Genomic DNA, 25,361 nt, shown 5'->3' on the forward strand with positions numbered 1-25,361 from the left:
AAATAACAATTGTGCACAAATTATTGTTTCATTTGCAAGGGATTAATTATCTACATAACCTATTTACGGCGACATTATTTACGCGGCGGTCCTGTCTTTATAGTTTTTTAGCATTTTTTTAAGGAGCCCCCTGGCAATATGAATTTTGGTTTTTACCGTGCCAAGTGGAATATTGAGTTCATCGGAAATTTCATGGTACTTGTATCCTTCAAAATATCTGCAAAAACAGTATCTGCTATCCTCTGGTAACATTAGCAAGGCCTTTTGAATATCTTCCATCATAAACTTACCAGCACCTGCATTGATTGTTGCGCTGGTCACTAACTGTGCCGAAGAAAGATTCTCCTCTTGTTGAACCAAGTCATTCTTTCTTTTTACTTTATGATAATGGTTTAAAAACGTATTCTTCAGTATGGTAAATAACCAGGCTCTAACATTACTACCGAGTTCGAATTTTGCCGAGAACCGAAAAGCTTTCATGAAAGTATCCTGAACCAGGTCGGCGGCTTCATCTTCATCACGTGTATAGGATAGTGCCTTATCAAACAGAGGTTGTTTATACTTGTAAATATCGCACTCAAAATTTAGTGTTTCCATAGTAAACCGGGATAATGTTCTAAAGTAACAAATCCGGCTGCTGGGATGTTATTTGTAGAAATACCCGATTTTTTACGGTTTATTCAAATCGCCTTAATTTGAAGCGTAAAAGGGGCTGATTTATTATAATACGTAGCCATTTATCATTGCAAAACGCACTAATGATGCTGAATTTTTTGTGCCGGTTTTACTGATCAGAGCTTCCCTTTGACTTTCTACAGTGCGTCTGCTCAGGTATAATTTGTCAGCAATTTCCTGGTTAGTCAGGCCTTCTGAAATGAGTGTTAATACATTTATTTCACGCTCCGTAAAATTTATTTTATTACTGCTTTTTTGGGCAAGCATGTTTAACTGAGTGTTAAAACGTTCTAAAATAGAGATGCATAAATTGGAAGAAAGGTAGCGTTTTCCTTTCATTACATGCTGTAAACAGAACAATAATTCATCCTCTTCAATGTCTTTTGAGAGGTAAGCGAAAGCACCTGACACAAAGGCATTTGATGCGTATTTTTCATCGTCGAGAATTGATAAAACAACGACTTTGGTTTCATATCCACGCGCTTTAATCTGGCTTGTTAAACTGATTCCATCTAACTGTGGCATTAAAATATCTGAAAGTATGATGTCGGCTTTTAATCCTTTTTCAAGGAGTTCTAAAACGGCTGAACCATCTGATACTTCTGCTACAACTTTAATGCCTTCATGCTTTTCGATAAGCGCTTTTAGAGAAGTCCGGATAATGTTATGATCGTCCGCAAGAATAATGTTAATCATAACTCAAATATAACTTACGTTCATTTAATTTTAAAAACACCTACTTAGGGAGCTTAATGTAAAAGGTTGTTCCCAGACCAACTTTGCTCTCGAACCATATTTTTCCTTGATGTAAATCAACAATTGCCTTGATAATGCTCATTCCGAAACCTCCGGATTCCTCACCTCTCAATCCTGACCGCAGCGTTTGGGGCAAACGGGTAAAGAGGCCAGGCTGCAAGGGCTCGGGTATTCCAATCCCATTATCGGCAACAGTAAGCAAAACACTGTTTTCCAATTCCTGAACATGAAGCCGGATAATTCCATTATCATCAGTGAATTTTAGCGAATTTGAAATTAAGTTGTTAATTACCTGTAGAAATTTCATGCTATCTAACTGCAGAAAAATTTTGTTTGCTGAGGCTTCGAAAACAAATGTTCTTGTTTTTCCGATCTTGGAACGCTTGAAAAACCGGATTACATCGCGCAGTTCGAGCACAATATCGGTTCTCTCTTTTCCTATTTCTACCTCTGAAGATTTTAAGAACTCTTTATTGATCATACTCCGGATTAATAAAAGATTTCTTTCGCACATGTTTTTGATAAACGCGATACCACTTGACATTTCTGCATCTTCATTTTTTGCCAATCCCTGTTCAATAGACGAAGCGGCTAACTTCATCATCCCAAGAGGTTCTTTAAGATCATGAGCCAATACTTCCAGGGTAATGTTCTTGCGGGAATTAATCTGTTCTATATGAATTTTATTATGCCGCATGATGGTGGTATCTTCCACAGTGCCAACTAAGTCGATATTATCCCTTCGATGCAAGGGAGAAACAACCACTCTGATATACTTTTCCCTTCCACTTATCTTTAACCTCACCTCGTACATTTTTTCTTCATTATCCAATAAACACTCTTCGAAACAAAACATCGCATGCTCACGGTCTTCAGGATGTACCTGATGCAATATTTGCTGAGGTAACGACTTCAGGTCGCTTTGTTCAATTTCCAGAATTTCGGAAAAGGATTTATTGAGATAAGAAAATTTACGCTCATCTACATGATAAATAAAATAACCCATTGAAGATATTGAACCAAGCTGAAAAAACAGATCGTAATTTAGTTCAGACATATAGAGTGATGATTTAAATGTTCAGAAGCCTGCTTTTATGTAGAAAAAGCTAAAATTCATGCAAAAATTGCTTCTTCTTGTTTCTAATTTTAAGATATTAACATTTATTTGAAAATGTTTAAAATTATCTCACACGTTAAAACCAAGGATTCACTAAATTGTTTACCGTAAAAGGACGATAAAAAAGTCCTGTGAGCGGGACATCCGCGGAGGGCAGGCACACCATAAAAAGAGTTATTCTTTTAAACAAAAATAGCCATCTGTGTGATGGCTATTTTTGTTTGCTTTTAGTGATTAAAAACCTCACTTAAATTAGCTTTTGGCACCACTAATATGGCAAAAAACAAAACAACGGAAAACGATAGCAGTGTTGAGGATTTTTTAAACGCAGTTTCTGATGATTTAAAGAGGGCTGATTGCTTCGAGTTATCGGCAATAATAGCTGATGTAACCGGATTAGAAGCAAAAATGTGGGGAAATGCTATTATTGGTTTTGGAAGCTACCACTACATATACGAGAGTGGTAGAGCTGGTGATGCGCCGCTAATTGGTTTTTCGCCCAGAAAAAATGCTATTGTTCTTTATTTGTCGCCTGAGTTTAAACACCGTGATCAGCTTTTAGGCAGATTTGGAAAACACAAAACGGGAAAATCCTGTGTATACATTCAAAAACTTAATGATAATGACTTAGGGGTTTTAAAACAAATGATTACCAACTCTGTAGAAAGCATACGGAGTACCTATAGTTAAATGACGAAAAGCCAGCTAAATTTTATGTTGTATCTCAGAATTTTGCACTTGTAAACAAGAAGTTACCCTTGGAGTATGCAAATTTTGCAATATTTGACAGTTAATTATCAAACAAACCGGAAATGATTAAAAAACTTCACCTCTATCTATTTATAGCAGGTGCACTTGTATCTATGAATACATCTGCACAGGACGCTATCAATTATCAAAGTCCACCGAAAGAAATCTCGGAATTGCTTCTGGCAAAACCTACACCTAGTGTTAGCATTGATGGTAAGGCTGAGTGGGTGCTATTTAGTGAGCGCAACTCTTACCCCTCTGTTGAAGAGCTGGCCATGCCAGAATACCGTATTGCAGGGTTAAGATTAAATCCTAACAACTATTCTCCGAGCAGGCAGAATTTTATTAATAATTTCAGTTTAAAGAATATTAAATCCAGCCAGACTTTTCAGGTGGCAGGCTTGCCATCCCCGCTTTATGCAGGAAATCTCATTTGGAATCCATCAGAAAACAAGATTGCTTTTACAAACACAACACAGAAGGGTGTTGATCTTTACATTATTGATATTGCAACTAAAAAAGCAACAAAAATCAATAAGGCTTACTTAAACACGGTATTGGGAAGTGGTTTAACTTGGTTGAACGATCAAACGATTATTTATCGCGCTGTAACAAAACTTGCCAGTACAGCCCCCAAAAAACCACTGGCACCTAAAGGGCCAACCATACAACAAAATCTTGGCAAAGCATCTCCAAGCGTAACTTATCAGGATTTGATTAAATCTCCTTTTGATGAGCAGCTTTTTGAATTCTTTGCCACTTCACAGCTTGTAAAAAATACAAATGGCGTAGAAAGTTTGATCGGCAAGCCCACTATTTATGCCAGAGTAACCCTATCTCCAGATAAAAGCTACATGATGGTGGAAACCATTCGCAAACCTTTTTCTTACCTGGTTACCGCATACGGATTTCCATCCACAGTTACTGTTACCGATTTGAATGGTAAAATCGTTAAAACCATTGCAGAATTACCTTCATCGGAGGTATCTCCATCCGGATATGACAATTTACAAAATATTGCCAGAGCATTTGACTGGAGAGATGATGAACCAGCAACATTAATATGGTCAAAACCTTTAGATAGCGGCCTGATTAAAAATAATGTTCCTTTTCATGATGCTGTATATTCTTTAAGTGCACCGTTTACAGGCACGGAAAAGGAAATATTTAAAACTCAAACACGTTTCAGGGGGATACAGTGGGGAGACGCTAATCTTGCACTGATAACTGAAGGTTTACGCAGCAAGCAAACAAGCAAGGTGAGCAGGTACAATCCATCCACTGGCGATATTGAAGAACTTTACAGCCGCAACCAAACCGATGCCTATGGAAATCCGGGATCGCCAGTGACGACAAGAAACAAATACGGCCGGCAAGTTGTGCATACTGTAGACAATGGTACAAAACTATTAATGAACAATATAGTCGGTTCATCAGAGAAAGGTGATTTACCTTTTCTGGCAAAATTTGACCTTAATTCCAAAAAGAATGAAATCATCTGGAGAAGTGCTGAAGGGACTTACGAATACGTTAGTGATGTAATTGATCCGCAAAAGCTGGTTTTATTAACACGTAAAGAAAGTCAAAAACTTGTTCCAAATTACTATATTAAAAATCTGGTAATGAGGATTGCTGACCAGCCCATTACCAGCTTTCCAAACCCCTACCCCTCACTGGATGGAATAAGTAAAGAAAAAATATCGTACAAACGTGCCGATGGAGTCGACTTAACTGGTGATTTATATTTACCTAAAGGGTATAATAAAGCTAAAGACGGCCCATTGCCAACGCTAATATGGGCTTATCCACGCGAATTTAATTCAGCAGCAGATGCGGCACAAATCCGGGGATCCAAAGATAAGTTTACCGCCATCTCCTGGGGTTCTCCGATTTACTGGGTAACCAGAGGGTATGCTGTATTGGACAATGCAGAAATGCCAATTGTTGCCAAAGATGGTAAGAAACCAAATGATACCTTCGTTGAGCAATTGAGCTTAAATGCAGAGGCTGCAATAAATAAACTTTCTGATTTAGGAGTAGGTGATAAAAAAAGAATGGCGGTTGGAGGGCATAGCTACGGAGCATTTATGACTGCAAATTTATTAGCGCATACTAATTTATTTGCAGCAGGAATTGCCCGCAGCGGAGCATATAACCGTACATTAACTCCTTTCGGCTTTCAGAATGAAGACCGTACCTACTGGCAGGTTCCTCAGCTTTATTATGAAATGAGTCCATTTAGTTATGCCGATAAAATCAAAACTCCCTTATTATTGATTCATGGCGATTCTGATGACAACACCGGAACATATCCTATCAACAGTGAGCGTTTATTTGCTGCAATTAAGGGGGCAGGCGGAACTGTAAGGTTTGTTTTTTTACCATACGAAGCACATGGATACCGTGGTAAAGAGAACATTCTTCATACCCTTTGGGAGCAAGACCAATGGTTGGAGAAATATGTAAAAAATAAAAAATAACGAACATTGCTGCGCAACATAATGCCCCTTGAAGGGGCATTTTTTTTTATTAATGATATCAATTGATTAAAAGAAGATTGGAATAGGTTCCTTTTAAGTACTTTTAAGCCATCATTACTGAACATTGGTTATTATAATTTGTTATTGAGATATGGACTACATCGATTACTATAAAATTCTCGATTTAAAGAAAGATGCAACTACCGACGATATCAAAAAAGCGTATAGAAAGTTAGCCCGTAAACACCACCCCGACCTGAATCCTAACAATGAAGAGGCTAACAAAAAGTTCCAGCAAATCAATGAAGCAAATGAAGTATTAAGCGATCCGGAAAAACGCAAGAAATACGACAAATATGGTAAAGACTGGCAGCGGGCCGACCAGCTGGATGCGCAGGAACAACAGGGCAGACAATATCGTACAGGCGGTAGCGGATATACAGGAAATGACTATTCAGGGGGATTTGGAGGTGAAGACTTTTCAGATTTCTTTTCATCAATGTTTGGTGGAACAAGAGGACGAAGTAGTAAAAACTCACCATTTAAAGGACAGGATTTAAATGCCGACTTACAGCTTAATATTCTGGATGCCTATAAAACGCACAAACAAACCTTAACGGTAAATGGTAAACAGGTTCGGATTACGATCCCAGCAGGCGTTGAAAATGGCCAAAAGATTAAATTACCAGGTTATGGAGCCGCAGGAGTAAACAATGGTCCTCCAGGAGATTTATATATCAAATTTAATATTACTGATCACCCCAGGTTCAAAAGAAAAGGAAACGACATTTATATTTTAGAGGAAATTGATCTTTACACAGCTATTTTGGGTGGTGAAAAGATTGTTGAAACCTTGAATGGAAAAGTTAAACTTAAAATCCCGGAGGGTACTCAACCTGACACCAACCTAAGACTTAAGGGGAAGGGATTTCCTGTTTATAAGAAAGACAATGTATTTGGCGACCTGTATATAAAATGGCAGATCAGAATACCTACTGATCTTAACGCTGAGCAGAAAGAATTAATTGAAAAACTTTCTAAAATGTAAGTACCATGGAAACCCACTTCATTGCAATTGAAGAAATATGCGCACATCACCATATCGAAATTAAATACATTGAATCATTAGAGGATTTTGGATTGATCCAAACTATTGTTGTGAAGAAAGTTGCCTGTTTAGCATCATCTGAGCTTTCTAAACTTGAACATTATCTACGTTTGACCAATGATTTAGGTATTAATATGGAAGGCCTGCATGCGATATCGCACCTGTTAGATCAAATTGGCCATGTGGAAAATGAAATGAATGCGCTTAGGAACGAATTAAACTACTATAAGCAGATGTACAGGTTAGATTAATCAATCGTTTGTGCAATAATTTAGGCAATTACTTAACCTCAATACACAATTAATTAAAGATTTGTTTCTTAAATTGGCGTTCTAATTTCTAAAATATGAGCGATTTGTCTTCAAAATTCATCGATAAAATAAAATCATCCTATGCCCCTGCAGGCTCATCTATTTATTTAGGTGCCGGAATTTTGGAAGGGCAGGTTTACAGTGATGCTGAAGTAAACCTCTCGTTGAAAATGATGAACAGACATGGCTTAATTGCCGGTGCAACAGGAACTGGAAAAACCAGAACCTTGCAGTTACTTGCTGAACAACTTTCTGATGCTGGTGTTCCCGTTTTCATGCTTGATGTTAAGGGTGATTTATCAGGGCTGCATCAGGCTGGCGCCGTAAATCCAAAAATTGAAGAGAGATCTCAACAACTGAACAAATCCTTCAATGCATCGGGATTTCCAGTGGAAATTTATTCTTTATCAGGTAAAAACGGGGCACAAATGCGTGCTACTGTTCTTGAATTCGGACCGACTCTCTTATCAAAGATTTTAGATTTAAACGATACCCAGGCTGGTGTAATGGCGGTTATATTTAAGTATGCTGATGACAATAAATTGCCTGTTATCGACTTGAATGATCTAAAAAAACTATTGTCATACTTATCAGACGGTGCTGGCGCAAAGGAAATCAAAGAAAGCTACGGAGCCATTTCGAGTGCAACGTCTGGAACAATTCTTAGAAAAATTGTTGCAATAGAACAGCAAGGCTTAGGTGGAATGTTTGGTGAGAAATCATTTGATGTTGAGGATCTGTTTGAAAGAATTGATGGAAAAGGAACAATCAGTTTACTAAATATTGCAGATGTGCAAAATCAACCCGTTTTGTATTCAACATTTTTACTGAGCCTTTTGGCCGAATTATTTAATACAATGCCCGAGGTCGGTGATTTGGATAAACCGAAACTTGTTTTCTTTTTTGATGAAGCACATCTTTTATTTAAAAATTCTTCGAAAGCGTTTCTTGAGCAGATTGAAACCATAATCAGGTTAATAAGGTCGAAGGGAATCGGGGTATTCTTTTGCACGCAGGCGCCGACAGATGTACCTGAAAGCGTTCTGGGCCAGCTTGGAAACCGAATTCAACATGCTTTAAGAGCTTTTACGCCAAACGACGTTGACGCTTTGAAAAAAACGGTAAATACTTATCCAAATTCTGAGTTCTATGAGATTGATAAGGTATTAACCTCATTAGGAACTGGCCAGGCATTGATCACAGTACTCAATGAGAAAGGGATCCCCACAGAAGTCTCTGCTACCATGCTGACGCCTCCGCGTGCAGTAATGGGGCCTTTAACTGTAGATGAATTTGATCAATTGGTTCACGCGAGCCCCCGATTCGCAAAATATAAAGATACGCTCGATCCTGAAAGTGCCTATGATATTCTCACGAAGAGAATAAATGAGCAGACCCTGGAAGCCGAACAACAAAAAGCCCAGATTGAAACTCAAAAACAAGAACAACAAGCGAGTAAAGAAAAAGGAGGGAAAAGCCTGATCGAAGAAGTGATGGGTGCTACAATTACCCGTCAGATCGGGAAAGAGATTGTTAGAGGCATTTTTGGTATGCTCACAGGTAAAAAAACCAGAACAAAAAGTGGCGGTGGCCTGTTTGGATTGTAAACGTGTTTTGCAATTTCAATAGTGCAAAATACCTATACGATAATTAATTCTTAAAATACTATTTTCGCAATATGAATGTAAGGTGATAAATGTTTATCATCAGCATAGTCATCTTTACAAGTAAATTAACAGTAAATGAAACCAACTTTATTGATTTTGGCTGCAGGAATGGCCAGCCGTTATGGAAGCATGAAACAGATTGATGGCTTCGGCCCTAACGGAGAAACCATTATCGACTACTCAATATACGATGCAATTAATGCCGGCTTTGGCAAAGTTGTATTTATCATCAAAGAAGAATTTGTAGATAATTTTAAATCTATATTCGAACCCAAACTTAATGGCAGAATTGAAACGGAATACGTTTTTCAAAACTTTGATTTGAAGCAATTCGGAATTGATCAGGAGATTTATCGTGAGAAACCCTGGGGAACTGCCCATGCCATTCTATCTGGAAGAAATGTAATTAAAGAGCCTTTTTGCGTAATCAATGCGGATGACTATTACGGGTACGATGCATTTAAAAAAATGGTAGACTTTTTAAACACCGAAGTTTCGGACAGCAATTATTCAATTATAGGATATCAGATTGGAAAAACACTATCTGAATTTGGAGCTGTTTCTCGTGGGGTATGTAAAGTAGATGCGTCAGGCAATCTGGAAGAAATTGTAGAGCGTACAAAAGTTTATCCAAAGGAAGATAAGATTTTTTATGAGGAAGGTGGCGAAGAGTTTCCATTGAGTTTTGAAACACCAGTATCCATGAACTTTTGGGGATTTACACCTTCGGTATTTAAAATTACTGAAAAGCTGTTTGTTGAATTTGCATTGGCAAATCAGGACAAACCGAAAGCTGAATTTTTTATTCCGTTAATTGGCGAAAATTTAGTGCGAACTGGTGAAGCAAGCTTCAAAGTTGTGCCCACATCTAATAAATGGTTTGGTGTAACTTATAAAGAAGATAAGCCTTATGTTCAGGATAGTATTGATCAACTGATCAAGAATGGGGCATATCCGGAAAAATTATGGAGCTAAACTTAGACTCTGAAGTTTTAAACGCATACGGATTCAATAATGAGGATCTGGATATTATACAAATAGGTACGGGCTTAATCAACCGTACTTATTTGCTTTCACAAGGTATTTCGAAGAAAAAATACATTCTTCAGAATATCAACACACTCGTTTTTAAAAATCCGCAGGCTATTGCGGATAATCTCAGATTAATTGCGGACTACCTTTTAACGGCGTATCCGGATTATCTTTTTATAAAACCAATTCCTATATTAAATGGGGAGGAAATGTTCTTTTTCCAGAATGAGTATTGGAGAATGTTACCATATGTTCAGGAAACTGTTTCCCTGGATGTATTAACCGAACCCCAACAAGCTTACGAAGCCGCTAAACAATTTGGTAAATTAAGTCGGCTGCTTGACCAGTTTGACGCCTCTAAACTTGAGCCTACAATCGAAGGATTTCACGACCTTGGATTGCGATATGAACAGTTTCAAACGGCTTTAAATACAAGTTCAGAGAGTCTAAAACAGCAGGCTCAAAACGAGATTGATGATGCAATTACTCATCGCTATATTCTTGATTATTTCCAGTCCTACATTCTTCGTTCTGACTTCCCCGACAGGGTAATGCACCATGATACTAAAATCAGTAATGTACTTTTAAATGCTCAAACTAATGAGGGAATTTGCGTAATTGATTTGGACACCATAATGCCGGGTAAATTTATATCGGATTTGGGCGACATGATGCGGACATATCTTTGTGCATTCAGTGAAAATGAAACTGATTTAAATAAAATAAAAATCCGTCTGCCATATTTTGAGGCAACAATTGAGGGATATTTATCTGAAATGAAACACATTCTTACTCCAACCGAAAAAGAGTTGATATTATTCTCCGGCAAGTATATTATCTACATGCAGGCCTTACGATTTCTGACTGATTTTTTAAATGGAGATAAATATTATCCTACCACCTATCTGATACAAAACCTGGATCGTGCAAAAAATCAGTTCAGGTTATTGAGTGATCTCACTTCGAGGGAAAAAGAGCTACAGGATATCATCGAAATGCATTTAGATTAACTGAATAAAACATAAACCGAAATGAATATTGAGGTTAAAAGTTTAGTTCGCGTTATATTTTTCATACACAAAGCACATCTCGAAAAGTGTGACATAACAGATTGCTGTAAACGACAAAAGCGTTTCTGAAACTAATCAGAAACGCTTTTTTATTTATGGTCTTGCAACCGGTAAGCATCAGATGAAAAGATTTATTTCTCTTCTTTCACTTCTTCGAAATCAACATCGGTTACGTTATCGCCGCCACCTTGAGGCTGACCATCAGCTTGTGGTTGTTCGCCACCTTGAGGCTGTCCGCCATCTTTGTACATTTCTTCAGAAGCTACATTCCACGCCGCTTGTAATTCAGCAGAAGCCGCATCAATATCTGCAAAGTTACGTGATAAGTGTGCTGCTTTCAATTTCTCTAAACCAGCTTCGATTGGCGCTTTTTTATCAGCAGATAATTTATCGTCAAACTCTTTTAATTGTTTTTCAGTAGAGAAGATTAAAGCGTCAGCTCCGTTGATTTTATCAGCTTCTTCTTTTTGCTTAGCATCATCCGCAGCATTAGCTTCAGCTTCTTCTTTCATTTTTTTGATCTCAGCATCGGTTAAACCTGAAGATGCTTCGATACGGATTTTTTGCTCTTTGCCAGTTGCTTTATCTTTCGCACTTACGTGTAAGATACCGTTCGCATCAATATCGAAAGATACTTCTACCTGAGGCACACCACGAGGTGCTGGTGGAATACCATCTAAAATGAAACGACCAATTGTACGGTTTTGACCAGCCATTGGGCGCTCACCTTGTAAAATATGGATTTCCACTGATGGCTGGTTATCAGCTGCAGTTGAGAAAGTCTCCGATTTTTTAGTTGGGATAGTTGTGTTAGACTCGATTAATTTAGTCATTACACCACCCATAGTTTCGATACCTAATGATAAAGGTGTAACGTCTAATAACAATACATCTTTCACATCACCAGTTAATACACCACCTTGAATAGCCGCACCAATTGCTACAACCTCATCAGGGTTAACGCCTTTACTTGGCTCTTTACCGAAGAAAGCTTTAACAGCATCCTGAATTGCAGGAATACGGGTTGAACCCCCTACCAAGATAATTTCATCGATATCGCTTGTGCTTAAACCAGCGTTTTTCAAAGCAGATTTACAAGGCTCGATAGTACGTTTAATTAAGCTATCAGCCAATTGCTCAAATTTAGCACGAGATAATGTACGTACCAAGTGTTTAGGGCCACTCGCATCAGCAGTAATGTACGGTAAGTTAATTTCAGTAGAAGTTGTGCTAGATAACTCAATTTTAGCTTTTTCAGCAGCTTCCTTTAAACGTTGTAGAGCCATCGGATCTTTTGCAAGATCCATGCTGTTTTCTGATTTAAACTCTTCTGTTAACCAATCAATAATAATATGGTCAAAGTCATCACCACCTAAGTGCGTATCACCATCAGTAGATTTCACTTCGAATACACCGTCACCTAATTCTAGAACAGAAACATCATGTGTACCACCACCACAATCAAAAACAACTATTTTCATGTCTTTGTGTGCTTTATCTAAACCATAAGCTAAAGCAGCTGCAGTGGGCTCGTTAATGATACGTTTTACAGATAAACCTGCAATTTCGCCAGCTTCTTTTGTAGCCTGACGCTGTGCATCATTAAAGTAAGCAGGCACAGTAATAACTGCTTCGGTAACTTCCTGACCAAGGAAATCTTCAGCAGTTTTTTTCATTTTTTGAAGAATCATTGCAGAAATCTCCTGTGGAGTATATTTTCTGTCATCGATTTCAACGCGAGGTGTATTGTTATCACCTTTAACAACTTTATAAGGTACACGTCCAGCTTCTTTCGCACTTTCGTCGTAGCTGTTACCCATAAAGCGTTTGATCGAATATATCGTTTTTGTTGGGTTGGTAATAGCCTGACGTTTAGCAGGCTCGCCAACTTTACGCTCACCGTTTTCTGCAAAAGCAACAATAGACGGTGTAGTACGTTTACCCTCACTGTTTGCGATAACTACAGGCTCATTGCCCTCCATTACGCTTACGCAAGAGTTTGTTGTTCCTAAGTCTATTCCAATAATTTTTCCCATTGTATTTTTATTTTCTCTTTTTAAAGTATTATAATTTCTACTCCTGTTAAACAATGCTTGTGCCAATTGGTTTTTGGCAGAGAATAAGCTTAAAAGACTGATAAAATGTTAAAAAACAAAGCTCATATTACTGACAGCATGACAGAAAGTGGAATATGGAAACGCTTAAGCTTTAATAGACAATTCGAAAACGATAGTTGGAAACCCGTTGAATCGGGTAAAAAAAGACTTTGTTAAACCGGGGAAGAAAAATACCAATTAATATATAACTAAAGTTTCTATCTTTAAATACCAAACTCAAACCTATGCAACTTGCAGCTCAAATTCTTATCGGAATCATTGCCATTATCCATATTTATATTCTTTGGCTGGAAATGTTTGCATGGACAACGAAAGCACCAAAAGTTTTCAAAACCATACCAAAACATTTATTTCAGCCAACCAAGACATTGGCTGCAAACCAAGGGCTATATAATGGATTTCTTGCTGGCGGATTAATTTGGTCGCTCTGTATAACCGATCATCACTGGAAATTTTATGTTGCAATATTTTTTCTAACTTGTGTGATTATTGCGGGAATTTATGGTGCAGCGACAGCGAGCAAACGAGTACTTTACGTGCAGTCTATTCCCGCGTTGGTAGCGCTGATTTTGCTCCATTTGTAATTCAGGGCAAAATCCTGAAGATGAGTTTTATTTGTGATTAAGGGTTTCCACTAACTCAAAGGATCACTTTTACAACTCTAATAATCTTTCAAGATGATGATATCCAATTCCGAAGTATGCTTTGCTTGCCTTAATTTTATCTTTAATTTCTTCCTGCCTCCCCTTTTCAGTCTTCGTATTTAAATTTTCTGTCCTTTTAGTACCAACAACGAGCACATTTTTTGGTGTATGTGCATCAGAGATAAACTCAAAAACCTTTGTTTTATAACCAAAATACTCTAAAATTAAAGCCCGGATTCCATCGGTCACCATTTCAGCCTGCCGTTCCAGGAAAATCCCATATTTTGTCAAAAAAGTAACGTCGTTATTCACTTTATTGTGTTCAATTTCCTTTCTGATCTGCTTGTGGCAACAAGGGGCAACAACAATTAACTCGGCATTGGCTTTGATACCTTTAAAAATGGCATCGTCAGTTGCAGTATCACAAGCATGGAGCGCAATTAGTAAGTTGATACCTTCAGCGTTATAATCCTCAATAGTACCCTGAATAAAATTCAGTTTATTAAAAGAAGATTTACTGGCCACATCATTACATAAATCAACCATATCCCTACGATATTCAACGCCTGTCACCGCCGAATCTAATTTCAAAACTGAATGTAGGTAATCATATAATGCAAAAGTAAGGTAACCTTTCCCAGAGCCCATATCAGCGACTTTTTTTATCGTGCCTTCTGGTAACTCTTTGATTAAAGAACTTAGAATCTCAACATAATGATTAATCTGCCTAAACTTGTCCTGTGCATTTTTAAAAACCTTTCCATCTGCATCTGTTATCTTCAAGTCCGTTAAGTAAGATTTAGCATCAGATTTGATCAACCTGGATTTCTCCTTATCATGATCTGTTCCTGGAAGCTCTTTGACAGACGCACTCGTTTCTCTTAAAACAACTTTTCCATTATTCAATTCTTCAATAATTAAATCTCTTCGGGTAGTAAACAAAGTAGCTATCTTAAACCCGTTGGAAATATAGCCGGCAATCAGGTCTATTCCGTCAGTAGCCAGGTAATTCTTTATAAGATCTTTGGTTTTGTAACGAAACGTGATGGCTAGCTTTTCTTGATGCTTAATCAAAACCCTCCTCACCAATAGCTGTTTTAGTGAATCTTCTGTTCCCTTATAATTTCCCAAAGAAATCTTAACAAAGTTCCCGGTTGCTAAGCTATTCTGAAAAGCAGTAATGAATGTTTGAATATGTGTCGAAAAAGCCATACGAAAATTTAAAATACAAAGATAGCCCAAATTCCTTGCAGAAAAACTAAGTTAAAGGATTGTAACAATTGAGCGACTTTTTAAAAAGTACAATATCCTTAAACTGACAAACAATGGCTGTAAACGCCACAGAACTTCAATAGAGGTAATACGATTTAGGAATTACGGAGAATAGATTATCTGTAATGATTCCAAAAACAGTCTTATCTTTTAGATTTAAGAAAAAAAAGATAAATTAGGATAAACAAAACATCACAGCATAATTTCATGAACGATTTCCAGATTAAAAAATCACCTACAGTTTACGATGCCATTGTTGTTGGATCGGGAGCTGGAGGAGGTATGGCAGCGTATGTACTTGCCAACGCAGGTCAGAAAGTTTTAATGTTAGAGGCGGGCCAGTATTTTGACCCAAGATTAGACTCTCATCAATTGAAGTGGCCATGGGAATCCCCTCGCCGTGGCGCAGGAACGGTGCGTCCTTTTGGCGATTTTGATGCCTCTTACGGAGGTTGGGAGCTTGAAGGTGAGCCTTATACTCAAAAAAACAAGACCGAATTTGAATGGTTCCGCTCGCGTATGCTGGGTGGTCGTACCAATCATTGGGGTAGAATCTCACTAAGAATGGGGCCACAGGACTTTAAGCCTACCGATGGATTAACTGATTCATGGCCGATAACTTATGATGATGTTAAGCCTTTCTATGATAAAGTTGACAGAATGATTGGAATTTATGGCTCTGTAGAAGGTATAGAAAGTGAGCCAGATGGAATATTCATGAAACCACCGAAACCAAGATTGAATGAATTGTTTATAAAAAAAGGTGCCGAAAAAGCAGGTGTAAAAGTAATTACAGGCCGCGGAGCAGTGATGACCGAATCGATAAAAGGTAATAACGACCGTGCACCTTGCTTCTATTGTGGTCAATGCGGACGGAGTTGTAAAGTTTATGGCGATTTTTCAGCTTCCTCGTGCCTGGTAATTCCCGCAGTTAAAACCGGTAATTTAACTGTGATTACAGACGCGATGGTTAGAGAAGTAATTACAGATAAAGATGGTACGGCCAAAGGTGTTTCTTATGTAAACCGAAAAGATCTTCAGGAGTATCAGGTAACCGGAAAGTTGGTCATCTTGGGCGCCAGCGCGTGTGAATCTGCCCGGATACTCTTGAATTCGAAATCGTCAGCACATCCTGGCGGCTTGGCGAATAGCAGTGGTGTTGTAGGGAAATATTTACATGATTCTACAGGTGCGGGCGTTTATGGTTTTCTTCCGCAGCTAATGGATCGAAAACGCTATAACGAAGATGGATTGGGAAGTGTTCATATTTATTCGCCATGGTGGCTGGATAATAAAAAGCTTGATTTTCCCCGGGGATACCATATAGAATACGGAGGTGGAATGGGTATGCCATCTTACGGGTTTGGAGGTGGGGTTGCCAAAATAAATGGCTTAGTACCGGATAGAAACGGTAAAACTAAGGAGGCTGGAGGGTACGGAAAGTCTTTAAAAGACGACTATCGCCGCTTCTACGGAACAAGTGTAGGCATGGCAGGTCGCGGAACAGCGATTGCAAGGAAGGATAATTATTGTGAAATAGACCCCAATATGGTTGACAAATATGGCATTCCCGTTTTAAGATTTAATTACACATGGGCTAAAGAGGAAATTCTTCAGGCCAAACACATGCAGGAAACCTTTCTTTCCATTATGAAAGAAATGGGTGCTATAGTTACCTCCGAAATTCACGGTGCCGACACTAATTATGGTCTCCTGAATCCAGGCAAGATTATTCACGAAGTTGGAACCATCCGCATGGGCGATGATCCCAAAAAATCTGCTCTGAACAAATACTGCCAGGCACACGACTGTAAAAACCTATTTGTGGTAGATGCCGGACCGTTTGTACAACAGGGAGATAAAAATGCTACCTGGACTATCCTCGCATTATCTATGCGAACTGCAGAATATATTTTAGCTCAAAAGAAAAAACAGAACATTTAACATGAACAGACGAGATTCCATAAAGGCTTTAGGTTTAACCGCCATAAGTACAACTGTACTTGTTGAAGCCTGCAAACAACCTGAAAATACTGCCGACAAACCTATTCCCGAAGAACCGAAAGCAGAGACCGGCAGGGAACAATGGGAAACAGACCGTGATAAAAAACTAAAAGCTGAAAAATATTTCAATGAGCATGAAATGGCAACCATCACCATTCTCGCAGACATTATCATACCAAAAGATGATATTTCGGGAAGCGCATCAGATGCGAAGGTTCCGGAATTTATCGAGTTTATTGTTAAGGATATTCCTGAACATAAAGTACCGATGAGGGGCGGACTAAAGTGGCTTGATATTTATTCATTTAACAAATTTGAAAAATCATTTGTCGAAGCTTCAGAAAGCCAGCGCATTTCCATTATAGATGAAATAGCCTATCCGAACAGGGCCAAACCTGAGGTTCAGCCTGGAGTAACTTTTTTTAACAGGATGCGTGATTTAACTGCATCAGGTTTTTACACAACAGAAATTGGGGTAAAAGATATTGGGTATGCAGGAAATGCGCCTAACCAATGGGAAGGTGTTCCTGCTGATGTACTAAAACAATACGGAATGGAGAATATTAAAATATAATAACAAACCGTCATTACAGAGTGGCTTTATCAGCTGGCGAAGCAGTCTTAACACAAATAAGATTGCTTTGCCGCCGCTCTTCGCATGATGAATAGAGGAGTGTAAACTACTCCAGAATCAAAATCATACCCTTCCCTTTTTCAACAGGAATAGATTTTCCTTCTGGATAACTTCCTGAAGGCTGAAATTTATCAATATTCGGGGCGGAAATTTTTACCTTCGCAGCATCTAATCCCAGCTTACCCCAATCAATTGTCAGATTAACTTTTGTATCTGCCTCATCCCAACTCGCCAGTGCAACCATTGTTTTATTTTTCTGTTTATATACCGTTGCCAAAACTTTTGGATTATCTGTTTTTACCGGGCAATTATCGCTCCAATAGCCTATCATTGCCGAACCTTTAATTCCAAAATCATCCCAGACCTTCCACAATGGCCTGGGGTCACTTTTATCAGACCAACCCAACCGGTTTGTCATACCGTAAATCATTCCGCGCCAGGGGTTGCCATCGTCCTGTAGCATTTCGCCCATCAAGCCAAATGGAATACCGCTTATTTCGGTTAAAAAGAAATCGGGTTTATTTTTTTCATAATCGAAATATTCTCCAAACCACAACCGGTTTAAATATGGAAAATGTTCCATGTAAAGGATGGCACTGTTGTTAAAACCGTCGCTTTTATTATATTGATTAGCAGAATGCAGATCAATAATACCTGGGTGATTATTTTGAGTCAGGACACGTTTAATCCGTTTCATGGTAATACGGTCGAATGCTACGTCATCAAGATAAACGCCATCGATAGCAACATTATTAACCAGCCAGTTCATTCCCTCAACGTAATAGTTATGCCAGCGGTTCATGCCACTGTTTATGATCGCAGCATCCTTGATCTCCGGTACAAACCAGGCAGCAATGTAGTTTGAATCCAAATGTTCCTGCAACCAGCTAAAACCGCCACCTTTACCTGGCGAATAAACCTCGGTTCCCAAACTTCTCAAGGCGGGCCATTCATAGGCATGATTGGAAAGCTCGCGAACCGTATTGTAAATCTTAACTTTTAATCCTTTCTGATGTGCTTCATTAACGTATGATTTCATTTTTTTCCATTCAATAAACGGATAGTTTATCCAGGGGTTAACCGGTGTGGCATGATGTATATTTACTACGGTTGCACCAGTTGCTTTAATCGAATCAAGATCGCCGTATTTATGGTAAAAACGGTTATCCCACTGAAAATCGGTATCGAGTAAATGGAATGGGGTAATGAGCAGATTAAAATTATAATACAGCACCTCCCCTTTTTTCATTGTTCTCGCTCCGGTAAAATTATCTGCCAGCATCGAACTTCCTTTTACATTAATCTGAATTCCTCCTTTATTCTCATTACCCCATGATTTAGGTAATACTAAAGGCTTCTGAAGATAAAAATTGGTGTTCAAGGGCCTCACGTAGTTTTCATCCCTTAAGTTGTAATATAGGCCCACATTTACATTTCCTATCCATACAGCATCTTGATTTTTGTGTCCAACATCCCACTTCCACTGTACAGTATCGGGCCTTAATCCGCCTTTTTCACCCAGGCCCATCAAGTAGTTTGTAGAATTCTTATCGAAAGGGATATGGAAATTAATATTAGAAAAGCTAACATCTTTTAGAGCTTCAACTTTAACGCTATAATGAACATAACCATCAAATTCCAGCGATGCTTCAATATTCATCTTCAGGTTTTCTGAAGTATTACCGGCTACCCATTTAACTATTCCATCTTCCTTAGTAGTAATTTGCAGGCCAGCAGTGGTAAATTTCTCCTGTGTTTTAGGAGTGGTATAAAAATGAAAGTGTATCGGCTCGTATAAAATATTATTGGGTTTATCTGTATAATCCGTCATTTCGGAATTGAAATACGTCTGGATTTGTTTTGGAAAACCATCTGCATTAATTTCAAATTTCCTGCCCAGCAGGGAAATTACATTTCCGTTAACTTTTAAAGAAGTATAGGGTGCCACAACGGTATTGGCCTGTGCAAGTGTAGAATTCAGCCACGTTAAACGGGTCTGTTTCTCAGGCGTTCCTACCCCAGCATCTGCCAAAAGGTTATTAGCAACATTTAATTGTATATCGATTATCTTAGCGGCACCATTAGACTTTACCGTGAACTTACCTTTGTAAACTCCGGCAGGCATGTTTTTCGGAATGTTAACCGTAATCCAAAGTGGCTGAACATTTCCCTTATTTACAGTCACAACATTTATTAAAGGCTTGCTGTCATAACCTGTTCCATTAGTGTTTATACAAGTAATATACTTTGAGGAAATGCTATTGCCTTTGGCAGACCTCAAATCGCCGAAACTAACTTTTACATCTGTTAATTGTTTTAACGCGTAAATGCCTAACTGAAAAGAATAATTTTCACCCCTACTTGCTGAACCTACAAAAACTTTTGACGGCCCCTGACGTATCCAGCGGTAAGGCAAATCCCTCTGCATCTTAACAGGAAACATTCTGTCCTCAGGAAACACCAGAAAGGGCTTATTAGGATACCTGGATACGAGAGCAGCTGTTTCCTTTGCAGTTGCGATAACCTCCATAGGGTAAAAGCTGTTGAATGAATCAATTGACTGAATTTCTAAGGGGCTGGCGTTGATTGCAACCTTATCGCTCCCAGACAGTTTGATGTTGTTTGCCTTAAGATATGTACTTTTAGGATAGTTACTTCGTCCTTCGTTCTTATATGGCATATAGTAAACATAATACTTACCATGATTAGGAGCCTCAAAATAGATATCAGCACTTTCCCTGCTGAAATTTTCAGTCCCTAATATCCTAACGTTTTTTCCTTTTTCATTCTGCACAATCATTCCCTTTAACCCGGGGTGCTCATCACGACGGCGCCAAAAGATTCTAGTATGCGCTACCTTGCCTACCCCCTTGAAAAAAATTACAACGCGGTGGTTACCCAACGAGTCAGGATTCCAGGCACCATTTCCATTGGTATATTTTAAAATCTGGGCGCTAACAGACAGTGAAGAAAAAAAAAGGAAAAAAAGAAAAAGCTTAAATTTCATTGCAATAGTATTTTAAGCTAATTTATAGATACATAGTCGAATTACTGCTATGTAATGAAAAAATGAAGCAAACGTTTGTCTGACTTTTGATTAAACGGAACAGGCCTAAAGCATAGACCCAAAAAAAAAGTCCTGCTCTTTCGAGCAGGACCTTTCATTATAAGGTGAATAAATTTATTCTCCTTTTGCTTCTTCAGTAGCAGGTGCTTCAGTTGCAGCTTCTTCGGTAGCTTCAGCTTTAGGAGCAGCAGTTTTGCTTCTTCCACGACGAGTAGTTTTCTTCTCTTCTTTAGCTTCCGATTCTTTACCGTAAACTTCGTTATAATCTACCAATTCAATTAAAGCCATCTCAGCGTTATCACCTAAACGGTTGTTTAATTTAATGATACGAGTGTAACCACCTGGACGATTTGCAACCTTTTCAGCAATTTCACGAAACAAAATTGTTACCACCTCTTTATCTTGTAGATAAGAAAATACAATACGACGTGAGTGGGTAGTATCACTTTTAGATTTAGTGATAATTGGCTCCACATAACTACGTAAAGCTTTCGCTTTAGCTAAAGTAGTAACGATTCTTTTTGCTTTAATAAGTGAAGTAGCCATGTTAGCTAACATTGCTTTTCTGTGGCTGTCGGTTCTGCCTAAGTGATTAACTTTTTTACCGTGTCTCATTGTTCTTTGATTAAGTGCATACCGTCTCTGTCTCAGAGGGAATTATACACTGTTAAAAATTATTTATTTAACGTTTGGCGCTAGGCGCCCAACGTTTATTCTTCGTCTAACTTAAATTTAGACAGGTTCATACCAAATGACAAACCTTTTGATTTTACTAATTCCTGAATCTCTGTTAAAGATTTTTTACCGAAGTTTCTGAATTTTAACATATCAGCCACATCATAAGAAACTAAATCAGCTAAAGTACGGATGTCAGCAGCTTTTAAGCAGTTTAATGCCCTAACTGAAAGATCCATATCCACTAATTCAGTTTTAAGGATTTTACGCATGTGTAAAATTTCCTCGTCAACTTCTTTAGTTTCTTCTTTTGCCTGCGACTCTAATACTAAATTTTCATCCGAGAATAGCATAAAGTGCTGGATAAGAATCTTAGCTGCCTCTTTTAACGCTTCCTCTGGGTGGATAGAACCATCAGTTGAAATGTCTAATACCAATTTCTCATAATCCGTCTTTTGTTCAACACGGAAATTTTCAATGGTATATTTCACGTTTTTCATTGGTGTGTAGATCGAATCGATAGCGATTACACCTACCACAGCATCAGCAACTTTATTTTCTTCAGCAGGAACATAACCACGACCTTTATTGATCGTTAATTCAACTTCCAAAGTAACAGATTTATCCATATTGCAAATAACATGCTCAGGGTTTAAAACTGTAAAGTTGTTAGAGAATTTAGTAATATCACCGGCTTTAAACTGATCCTGACCGTTTACAATGATGAAAACTTTCTCAGCATCACCAGAATCACCAGTTTTCTTAAAACGCACTTGTTTTAAGTTCAAAATGATATCAGTTAAATCTTCCACAACACCTTTTATGGTAGAAAATTCATGAGAAACGCCTGAAAAACGAATAGTAGTAATAGCATAACCTTCTAATGAAGAAAGTAAAATTCTTCTTAAGGCATTACCAATTGTTACACCGAAACCGGGCTCTAAAGGACGAAATTCAAATGTGCCATCGAAATCAGTTGATTTCTGCATGATCACTTTGTCTGGTTTCTGAAATGCTAAAATTGCCATTTATATTTTTTTAAATTCGTTATTGAATATATAGTAACAAGAAAAAAGTTAATTACCCTTTCGAGGTAATTAACTATCTTATTTATTACTTCGAGTATAACTCGATGATTAAGTTTTCCTTAATGTTTTCAGGAATCTCGTCGCGCTGAGGATAAGTTAAGAACTTACCAGTTAACTCGCTAGCATTCCATTCTAACCAGGCAAACTTATTGATTGTTCTGCCTGCAACAGAGTTACTAATTGATTCTAAAGATTTAGATTTTTCACGAACCGCCACAACATCACCTGCTTTTAACTGGTATGAAGGGATATTTACAACTTCACCATTCACAGTAACGTGTTTATGGCTAACTAACTGGCGTGCACCAGAACGGGTTGTTGCAATACCTAAACGGTAAACTGTGTTATCTAAACGTGCTTCTAACAATTGAAGTAAGTTATCACCTGTGATACCAGCACGTGAAGAAGCTTTTTTAAACAAGTTACTGAACTGCTTTTCTAATACACCATAAGTATATTTTACTTTTTGTTTCTCCATTAACTGGATTGCATACTCAGATTGTTTTCCTCTTCTTTTAGACACACCGTGTTGTCCAGGAGGATAATTTTTTCTGTCTAATACCTTATCAGGACCGAAGATTGGTTCTCTGAATTTACGGGCAATTTTTGATTTGGGGCCTGTATATCTTGCCATTTTTTTCTGTTTTTAAAGTATCATCCAACCTGTAGCTGGAGATTCTTAGCTTTAAAATTAATTAAACTCTTCTCTTTTTAGGAGGACGACATCCGTTGTGAGGAAGCGGCGTAATATCTTTGATAGATGTTACTTCGATACCTGCTACTTGCAAAGTTCTGATTGCAGATTCACGACCTGAACCAGGACCTTTTACAAAAACCTCAACTTTACGTAAACCTAAGTCAAACGCAACTTTACCGCAATCTGAAGCTGCTTGACCAGCTGCATACGGCGTGTTCTTTTTAGAACCTTTAAAGCCCATTTTACCAGCAGACGACCATGAAATAGTCTGTCCGTTGTTATTGGTTAATGTAACGATGATGTTGTTGAAAGTAGCATTGATATGCGCCTGACCGACAGGCTCAATTACAACGATACGTTTTTTTGTTACTTTTTTACTCTTAGCCATTTTATCTTTTAGATTTTAGATATGAGACTTGAGATATGAGACTTTCTCTATCCCGATACTCAGTATCCTACTTTTTCTCTTTTATTCCAGATTTGAGCAGATGATAAAGACATGGTTCCCACATCTTGAATCTCACATCTCATATCTATCAATTATTACTTAGTAGCTTTTTTCTTGTTAGCAACTGTTTTTCTCTTACCCTTACGAGTACGTGAGTTATTTTTAGTACGCTGACCACGAGAAGGTAAACCTTTTCTGTGACGTAAACCACGGTAACAACCAATATCCATTAAACGCTTGATGTTTAACTGAACCTCTGATCTTAAAGCACCTTCTACTTTAATTTCATCATTGATCATTGTACGGATCGCTGATAACTCATCATCAGACCAGTCCTGTACTTTTTTGTTTAGATCGATACCTGCAGTAGTTAAAATACGTTGTGCAGTAGTTCTACCAATACCATAGATATAAGTTAAACCAATCTCTCCTCTTTTGTTTCTTGGTAAATCAATACCTGAAATCCTTGCCATATTTCTTTATTTTTTTAAGTAATTCCGAACGGCGGGCCACCGTTGTACGGTACATTACAATATTTTTTAATTACCCCTGACGTTGCTTATACTTAGGATTTTTCTTGTTGATAACGTAAAGTTTACCTTTACGGCGAATAATCTTACAATCAGCGCTACGTTTTTTAATTGATGATCTAACTTTCATTTTATTTGTATCTATAAGTGATGCGTCCCTTTGTTAAATCATAAGGAGACATCTCTAGTTTTACTTTGTCACCAGGAAGAATTTTGATGTAGTGCATCCGCATCTTTCCTGAAATGTGGGCAATAATCTCGTGTCCGTTCTCAAGTTCTACCCGGAACATCGCATTTGATAATGCTTCCCTTATTACTCCGTCTTGTTCAATTGAGGCTTGTTTAGCCATATTTTATTGATTGTTACTTAATTAGCTGCTTCTAAACAGGGTTGCAAAATTAAATAAAAATTTTTAATTATTTATTTATTTTGTTGTAAAACTTCTTCTATGATAGAAAAGGTTGATAAAACCTCTGCTTTACCCTTTTTAACAGCAACAGTGTGTTCAAAATGTGCTGATGGTTTATTATCATTCGTAGTTACCGTCCACCCATCTTTATGGAACTTAACACCTGCAACCCCTGCATTAATCATGGGCTCTATCGCGATAACCATTCCTTCTTCAAGTTTTGGTCCAGCGCCACGTTTGCCATAATTGGGAACCTCGGGTTTCTCATGAAGGTTAATACCTACACCATGCCCAACAAGCTCTCTTACAACAGAAAAACCGTTAAGCTCAGCAAATTGTTGAACGGCAAAACCGATATCTCCAACACGCATGCCAGCAACAGCTTTTTCTATTCCCAGATCAAGACAGCGCCTTGTTACTTCTAAAAGCTTTTGTTTTTCAGCATCAATTTCCCCGATAGCAAATGTATATGCAGAATCACCGAAATAGTTATTCTTAACTACACCACAATCAACAGAAACCAAATCACCATCTTGTATCACATAACCACTTGGAAACCCATGAACAACTTGTTCATTCGGGGATATGCAAAGAGAGTTTGGAAAACCATTGTAATTTAGAAATGCAGGGATCGCCCCATGATCATTAATGAATTCGTAAGCCAGCTTGTCCAGAGTTAAAGTAGTCATGCCTGCCTTTATTACTTTTGCCACTTCAGCTAAAGTTTTTGAAACAAGCATGGAACTTTCTCTTATTAATTCAATCTCTTCAAGAGACTTATAATAAATTTTGGACATCATTTAAGTTTT

The 25,361-nt window shown here is 38.0% G+C and carries 24 protein-coding genes; 10 read left to right on the forward strand and 14 right to left on the reverse strand.

Annotated elements, in window-relative coordinates; all coding sequences use genetic code 11:
- Window positions 1–78: 78 nt before the first annotated feature.
- The 3 genes from AB669_RS07890 to AB669_RS07900 form a co-directional block, all read right to left on the reverse strand.
- The gene (locus tag AB669_RS07890; RefSeq protein WP_047798748.1) at window positions 79–597 is read right to left on the reverse strand and encodes an RNA polymerase sigma factor; all 519 of its coding nucleotides are present in this window, start codon (window positions 595–597) and stop codon (window positions 79–81) included.
- Window positions 598–720: 123 nt separating this feature from the next.
- Window positions 721–1,371 (reverse strand): response regulator transcription factor, encoded by a 651-nt coding sequence (locus AB669_RS07895; RefSeq protein ID WP_047798749.1) that lies wholly within the window; start codon window positions 1,369–1,371, stop codon window positions 721–723.
- 40 nt (window positions 1,372–1,411) lie between these two features.
- Window positions 1,412–2,488, reverse strand: coding sequence for a PAS domain-containing sensor histidine kinase (locus tag AB669_RS07900; protein ID WP_047798750.1), 1,077 nt, complete (start codon window positions 2,486–2,488; stop codon window positions 1,412–1,414).
- A gap of 333 nt (window positions 2,489–2,821) precedes the next feature.
- On the opposite strand from AB669_RS07900, the gene AB669_RS07905 reads away from it, so the two are divergent.
- The 7 genes from AB669_RS07905 (at window position 2,822) to AB669_RS07935 (ending at window position 10,906) form a co-directional block, all read left to right on the forward strand.
- Window positions 2,822–3,238 carry a DUF1801 domain-containing protein gene (locus AB669_RS07905; protein WP_047798751.1) on the forward strand — a complete coding sequence of 139 codons (417 nt, stop codon included), beginning with the start codon at window positions 2,822–2,824 and terminating at the stop codon, window positions 3,236–3,238.
- A gap of 122 nt (window positions 3,239–3,360) precedes the next feature.
- A complete protein-coding gene (locus AB669_RS07910; RefSeq protein WP_053058331.1) occupies window positions 3,361–5,778 on the forward strand; it encodes a S9 family peptidase in 2,418 nt (805 codons plus the stop codon).
- Window positions 5,779–5,929: 151 nt separating this feature from the next.
- Window positions 5,930–6,826 (forward strand): DnaJ C-terminal domain-containing protein, encoded by an 897-nt coding sequence (locus tag AB669_RS07915; protein ID WP_047798752.1) that lies wholly within the window; start codon window positions 5,930–5,932, stop codon window positions 6,824–6,826.
- 5 nt (window positions 6,827–6,831) lie between these two features.
- Window positions 6,832–7,137, forward strand: a complete 306-nt coding sequence (locus AB669_RS07920; RefSeq protein WP_047798753.1) for a chaperone modulator CbpM — start codon at window positions 6,832–6,834, stop codon at window positions 7,135–7,137.
- Window positions 7,138–7,232: 95 nt separating this feature from the next.
- Entirely contained in the window at window positions 7,233–8,804 is a 1,572-nt protein-coding gene (locus AB669_RS07925; RefSeq protein ID WP_047798754.1) for a helicase HerA-like domain-containing protein, read from the forward strand.
- A gap of 135 nt (window positions 8,805–8,939) precedes the next feature.
- Window positions 8,940–9,839 (forward strand): sugar phosphate nucleotidyltransferase, encoded by a 900-nt coding sequence (locus tag AB669_RS07930; RefSeq protein WP_047798755.1) that lies wholly within the window; start codon window positions 8,940–8,942, stop codon window positions 9,837–9,839.
- Entirely contained in the window at window positions 9,830–10,906 is a 1,077-nt protein-coding gene (locus AB669_RS07935; RefSeq protein ID WP_047798756.1) for a phosphotransferase enzyme family protein, read from the forward strand. Before AB669_RS07930 ends, AB669_RS07935 begins: the two co-directional genes overlap by 10 nt.
- A 191-nt stretch (window positions 10,907–11,097) precedes the next feature.
- Here AB669_RS07935 and dnaK read toward each other — a convergent pair whose 3' ends face one another.
- Window positions 11,098–13,002, reverse strand: a complete 1,905-nt coding sequence (gene dnaK, locus AB669_RS07940) for a molecular chaperone DnaK (RefSeq protein WP_047799066.1) — start codon at window positions 13,000–13,002, stop codon at window positions 11,098–11,100.
- Window positions 13,003–13,307: 305 nt separating this feature from the next.
- On the opposite strand from dnaK, the gene AB669_RS07945 reads away from it, so the two are divergent.
- A complete protein-coding gene (locus AB669_RS07945; protein WP_047798757.1) occupies window positions 13,308–13,667 on the forward strand; it encodes a DUF1304 domain-containing protein in 360 nt (119 codons plus the stop codon).
- A gap of 69 nt (window positions 13,668–13,736) precedes the next feature.
- On the opposite strand, the gene AB669_RS07950 is transcribed toward AB669_RS07945, so the two are convergent.
- The gene (locus tag AB669_RS07950) at window positions 13,737–14,939 is read right to left on the reverse strand and encodes an SAM-dependent methyltransferase (protein ID WP_047798758.1); all 1,203 of its coding nucleotides are present in this window, start codon (window positions 14,937–14,939) and stop codon (window positions 13,737–13,739) included.
- 267 nt (window positions 14,940–15,206) lie between these two features.
- Between AB669_RS07950 and AB669_RS07955 the strand changes: the two genes are divergently transcribed.
- Both AB669_RS07955 and AB669_RS07960 read left to right on the forward strand, forming a co-directional pair.
- Window positions 15,207–16,943, forward strand: a complete 1,737-nt coding sequence (locus AB669_RS07955; protein ID WP_047798759.1) for a GMC family oxidoreductase — start codon at window positions 15,207–15,209, stop codon at window positions 16,941–16,943.
- Between the two features lies 1 nt (window position 16,944).
- On the forward strand, window positions 16,945–17,577 hold the full coding sequence (locus AB669_RS07960; RefSeq protein WP_047798760.1) for a gluconate 2-dehydrogenase subunit 3 family protein: 633 nt from the start codon (window positions 16,945–16,947) through the stop codon (window positions 17,575–17,577).
- Between the two features lie 106 nt (window positions 17,578–17,683).
- Here AB669_RS07960 and AB669_RS07965 read toward each other — a convergent pair whose 3' ends face one another.
- From AB669_RS07965 to map, 9 genes are all read right to left on the reverse strand, one after another.
- A complete protein-coding gene (locus tag AB669_RS07965; protein WP_047798761.1) occupies window positions 17,684–20,644 on the reverse strand; it encodes a glycoside hydrolase domain-containing protein in 2,961 nt (986 codons plus the stop codon).
- Between the two features lie 174 nt (window positions 20,645–20,818).
- Window positions 20,819–21,319, reverse strand: coding sequence for a 50S ribosomal protein L17 (gene rplQ / locus AB669_RS07970; RefSeq protein WP_047798762.1), 501 nt, complete (start codon window positions 21,317–21,319; stop codon window positions 20,819–20,821).
- A gap of 95 nt (window positions 21,320–21,414) precedes the next feature.
- On the reverse strand, window positions 21,415–22,407 hold the full coding sequence (locus tag AB669_RS07975; RefSeq protein WP_047798763.1) for a DNA-directed RNA polymerase subunit alpha: 993 nt from the start codon (window positions 22,405–22,407) through the stop codon (window positions 21,415–21,417).
- An 85-nt stretch (window positions 22,408–22,492) separates the two neighbouring features.
- Window positions 22,493–23,101, reverse strand: a complete 609-nt coding sequence (gene rpsD / locus AB669_RS07980; protein ID WP_010599884.1) for a 30S ribosomal protein S4 — start codon at window positions 23,099–23,101, stop codon at window positions 22,493–22,495.
- Between the two features lie 61 nt (window positions 23,102–23,162).
- Window positions 23,163–23,552, reverse strand: coding sequence for a 30S ribosomal protein S11 (gene rpsK, locus AB669_RS07985; protein ID WP_010599885.1), 390 nt, complete (start codon window positions 23,550–23,552; stop codon window positions 23,163–23,165).
- Between the two features lie 155 nt (window positions 23,553–23,707).
- Window positions 23,708–24,085 (reverse strand): 30S ribosomal protein S13, encoded by a 378-nt coding sequence (rpsM, locus tag AB669_RS07990; protein WP_010599886.1) that lies wholly within the window; start codon window positions 24,083–24,085, stop codon window positions 23,708–23,710.
- Window positions 24,086–24,155: 70 nt separating this feature from the next.
- Window positions 24,156–24,272: a 50S ribosomal protein L36 gene (gene rpmJ, locus AB669_RS21785; RefSeq protein WP_010599887.1), complete on the reverse strand. Its 117-nt coding sequence runs from the start codon at window positions 24,270–24,272 to the stop codon at window positions 24,156–24,158.
- Window position 24,273: 1 nt separating this feature from the next.
- On the reverse strand, window positions 24,274–24,492 hold the full coding sequence (gene infA, locus AB669_RS07995) for a translation initiation factor IF-1 (protein WP_010599888.1): 219 nt from the start codon (window positions 24,490–24,492) through the stop codon (window positions 24,274–24,276).
- Between the two features lie 71 nt (window positions 24,493–24,563).
- On the reverse strand, window positions 24,564–25,349 hold the full coding sequence (gene map, locus AB669_RS08000) for a type I methionyl aminopeptidase (protein ID WP_047798764.1): 786 nt from the start codon (window positions 25,347–25,349) through the stop codon (window positions 24,564–24,566).
- Window positions 25,350–25,361: the final 12 nt, after the last annotated feature.

This window comes from Pedobacter sp. BMA (assembly GCF_001027745.1).
Lineage (GTDB): Bacteria > Bacteroidota > Bacteroidia > Sphingobacteriales > Sphingobacteriaceae > Pedobacter.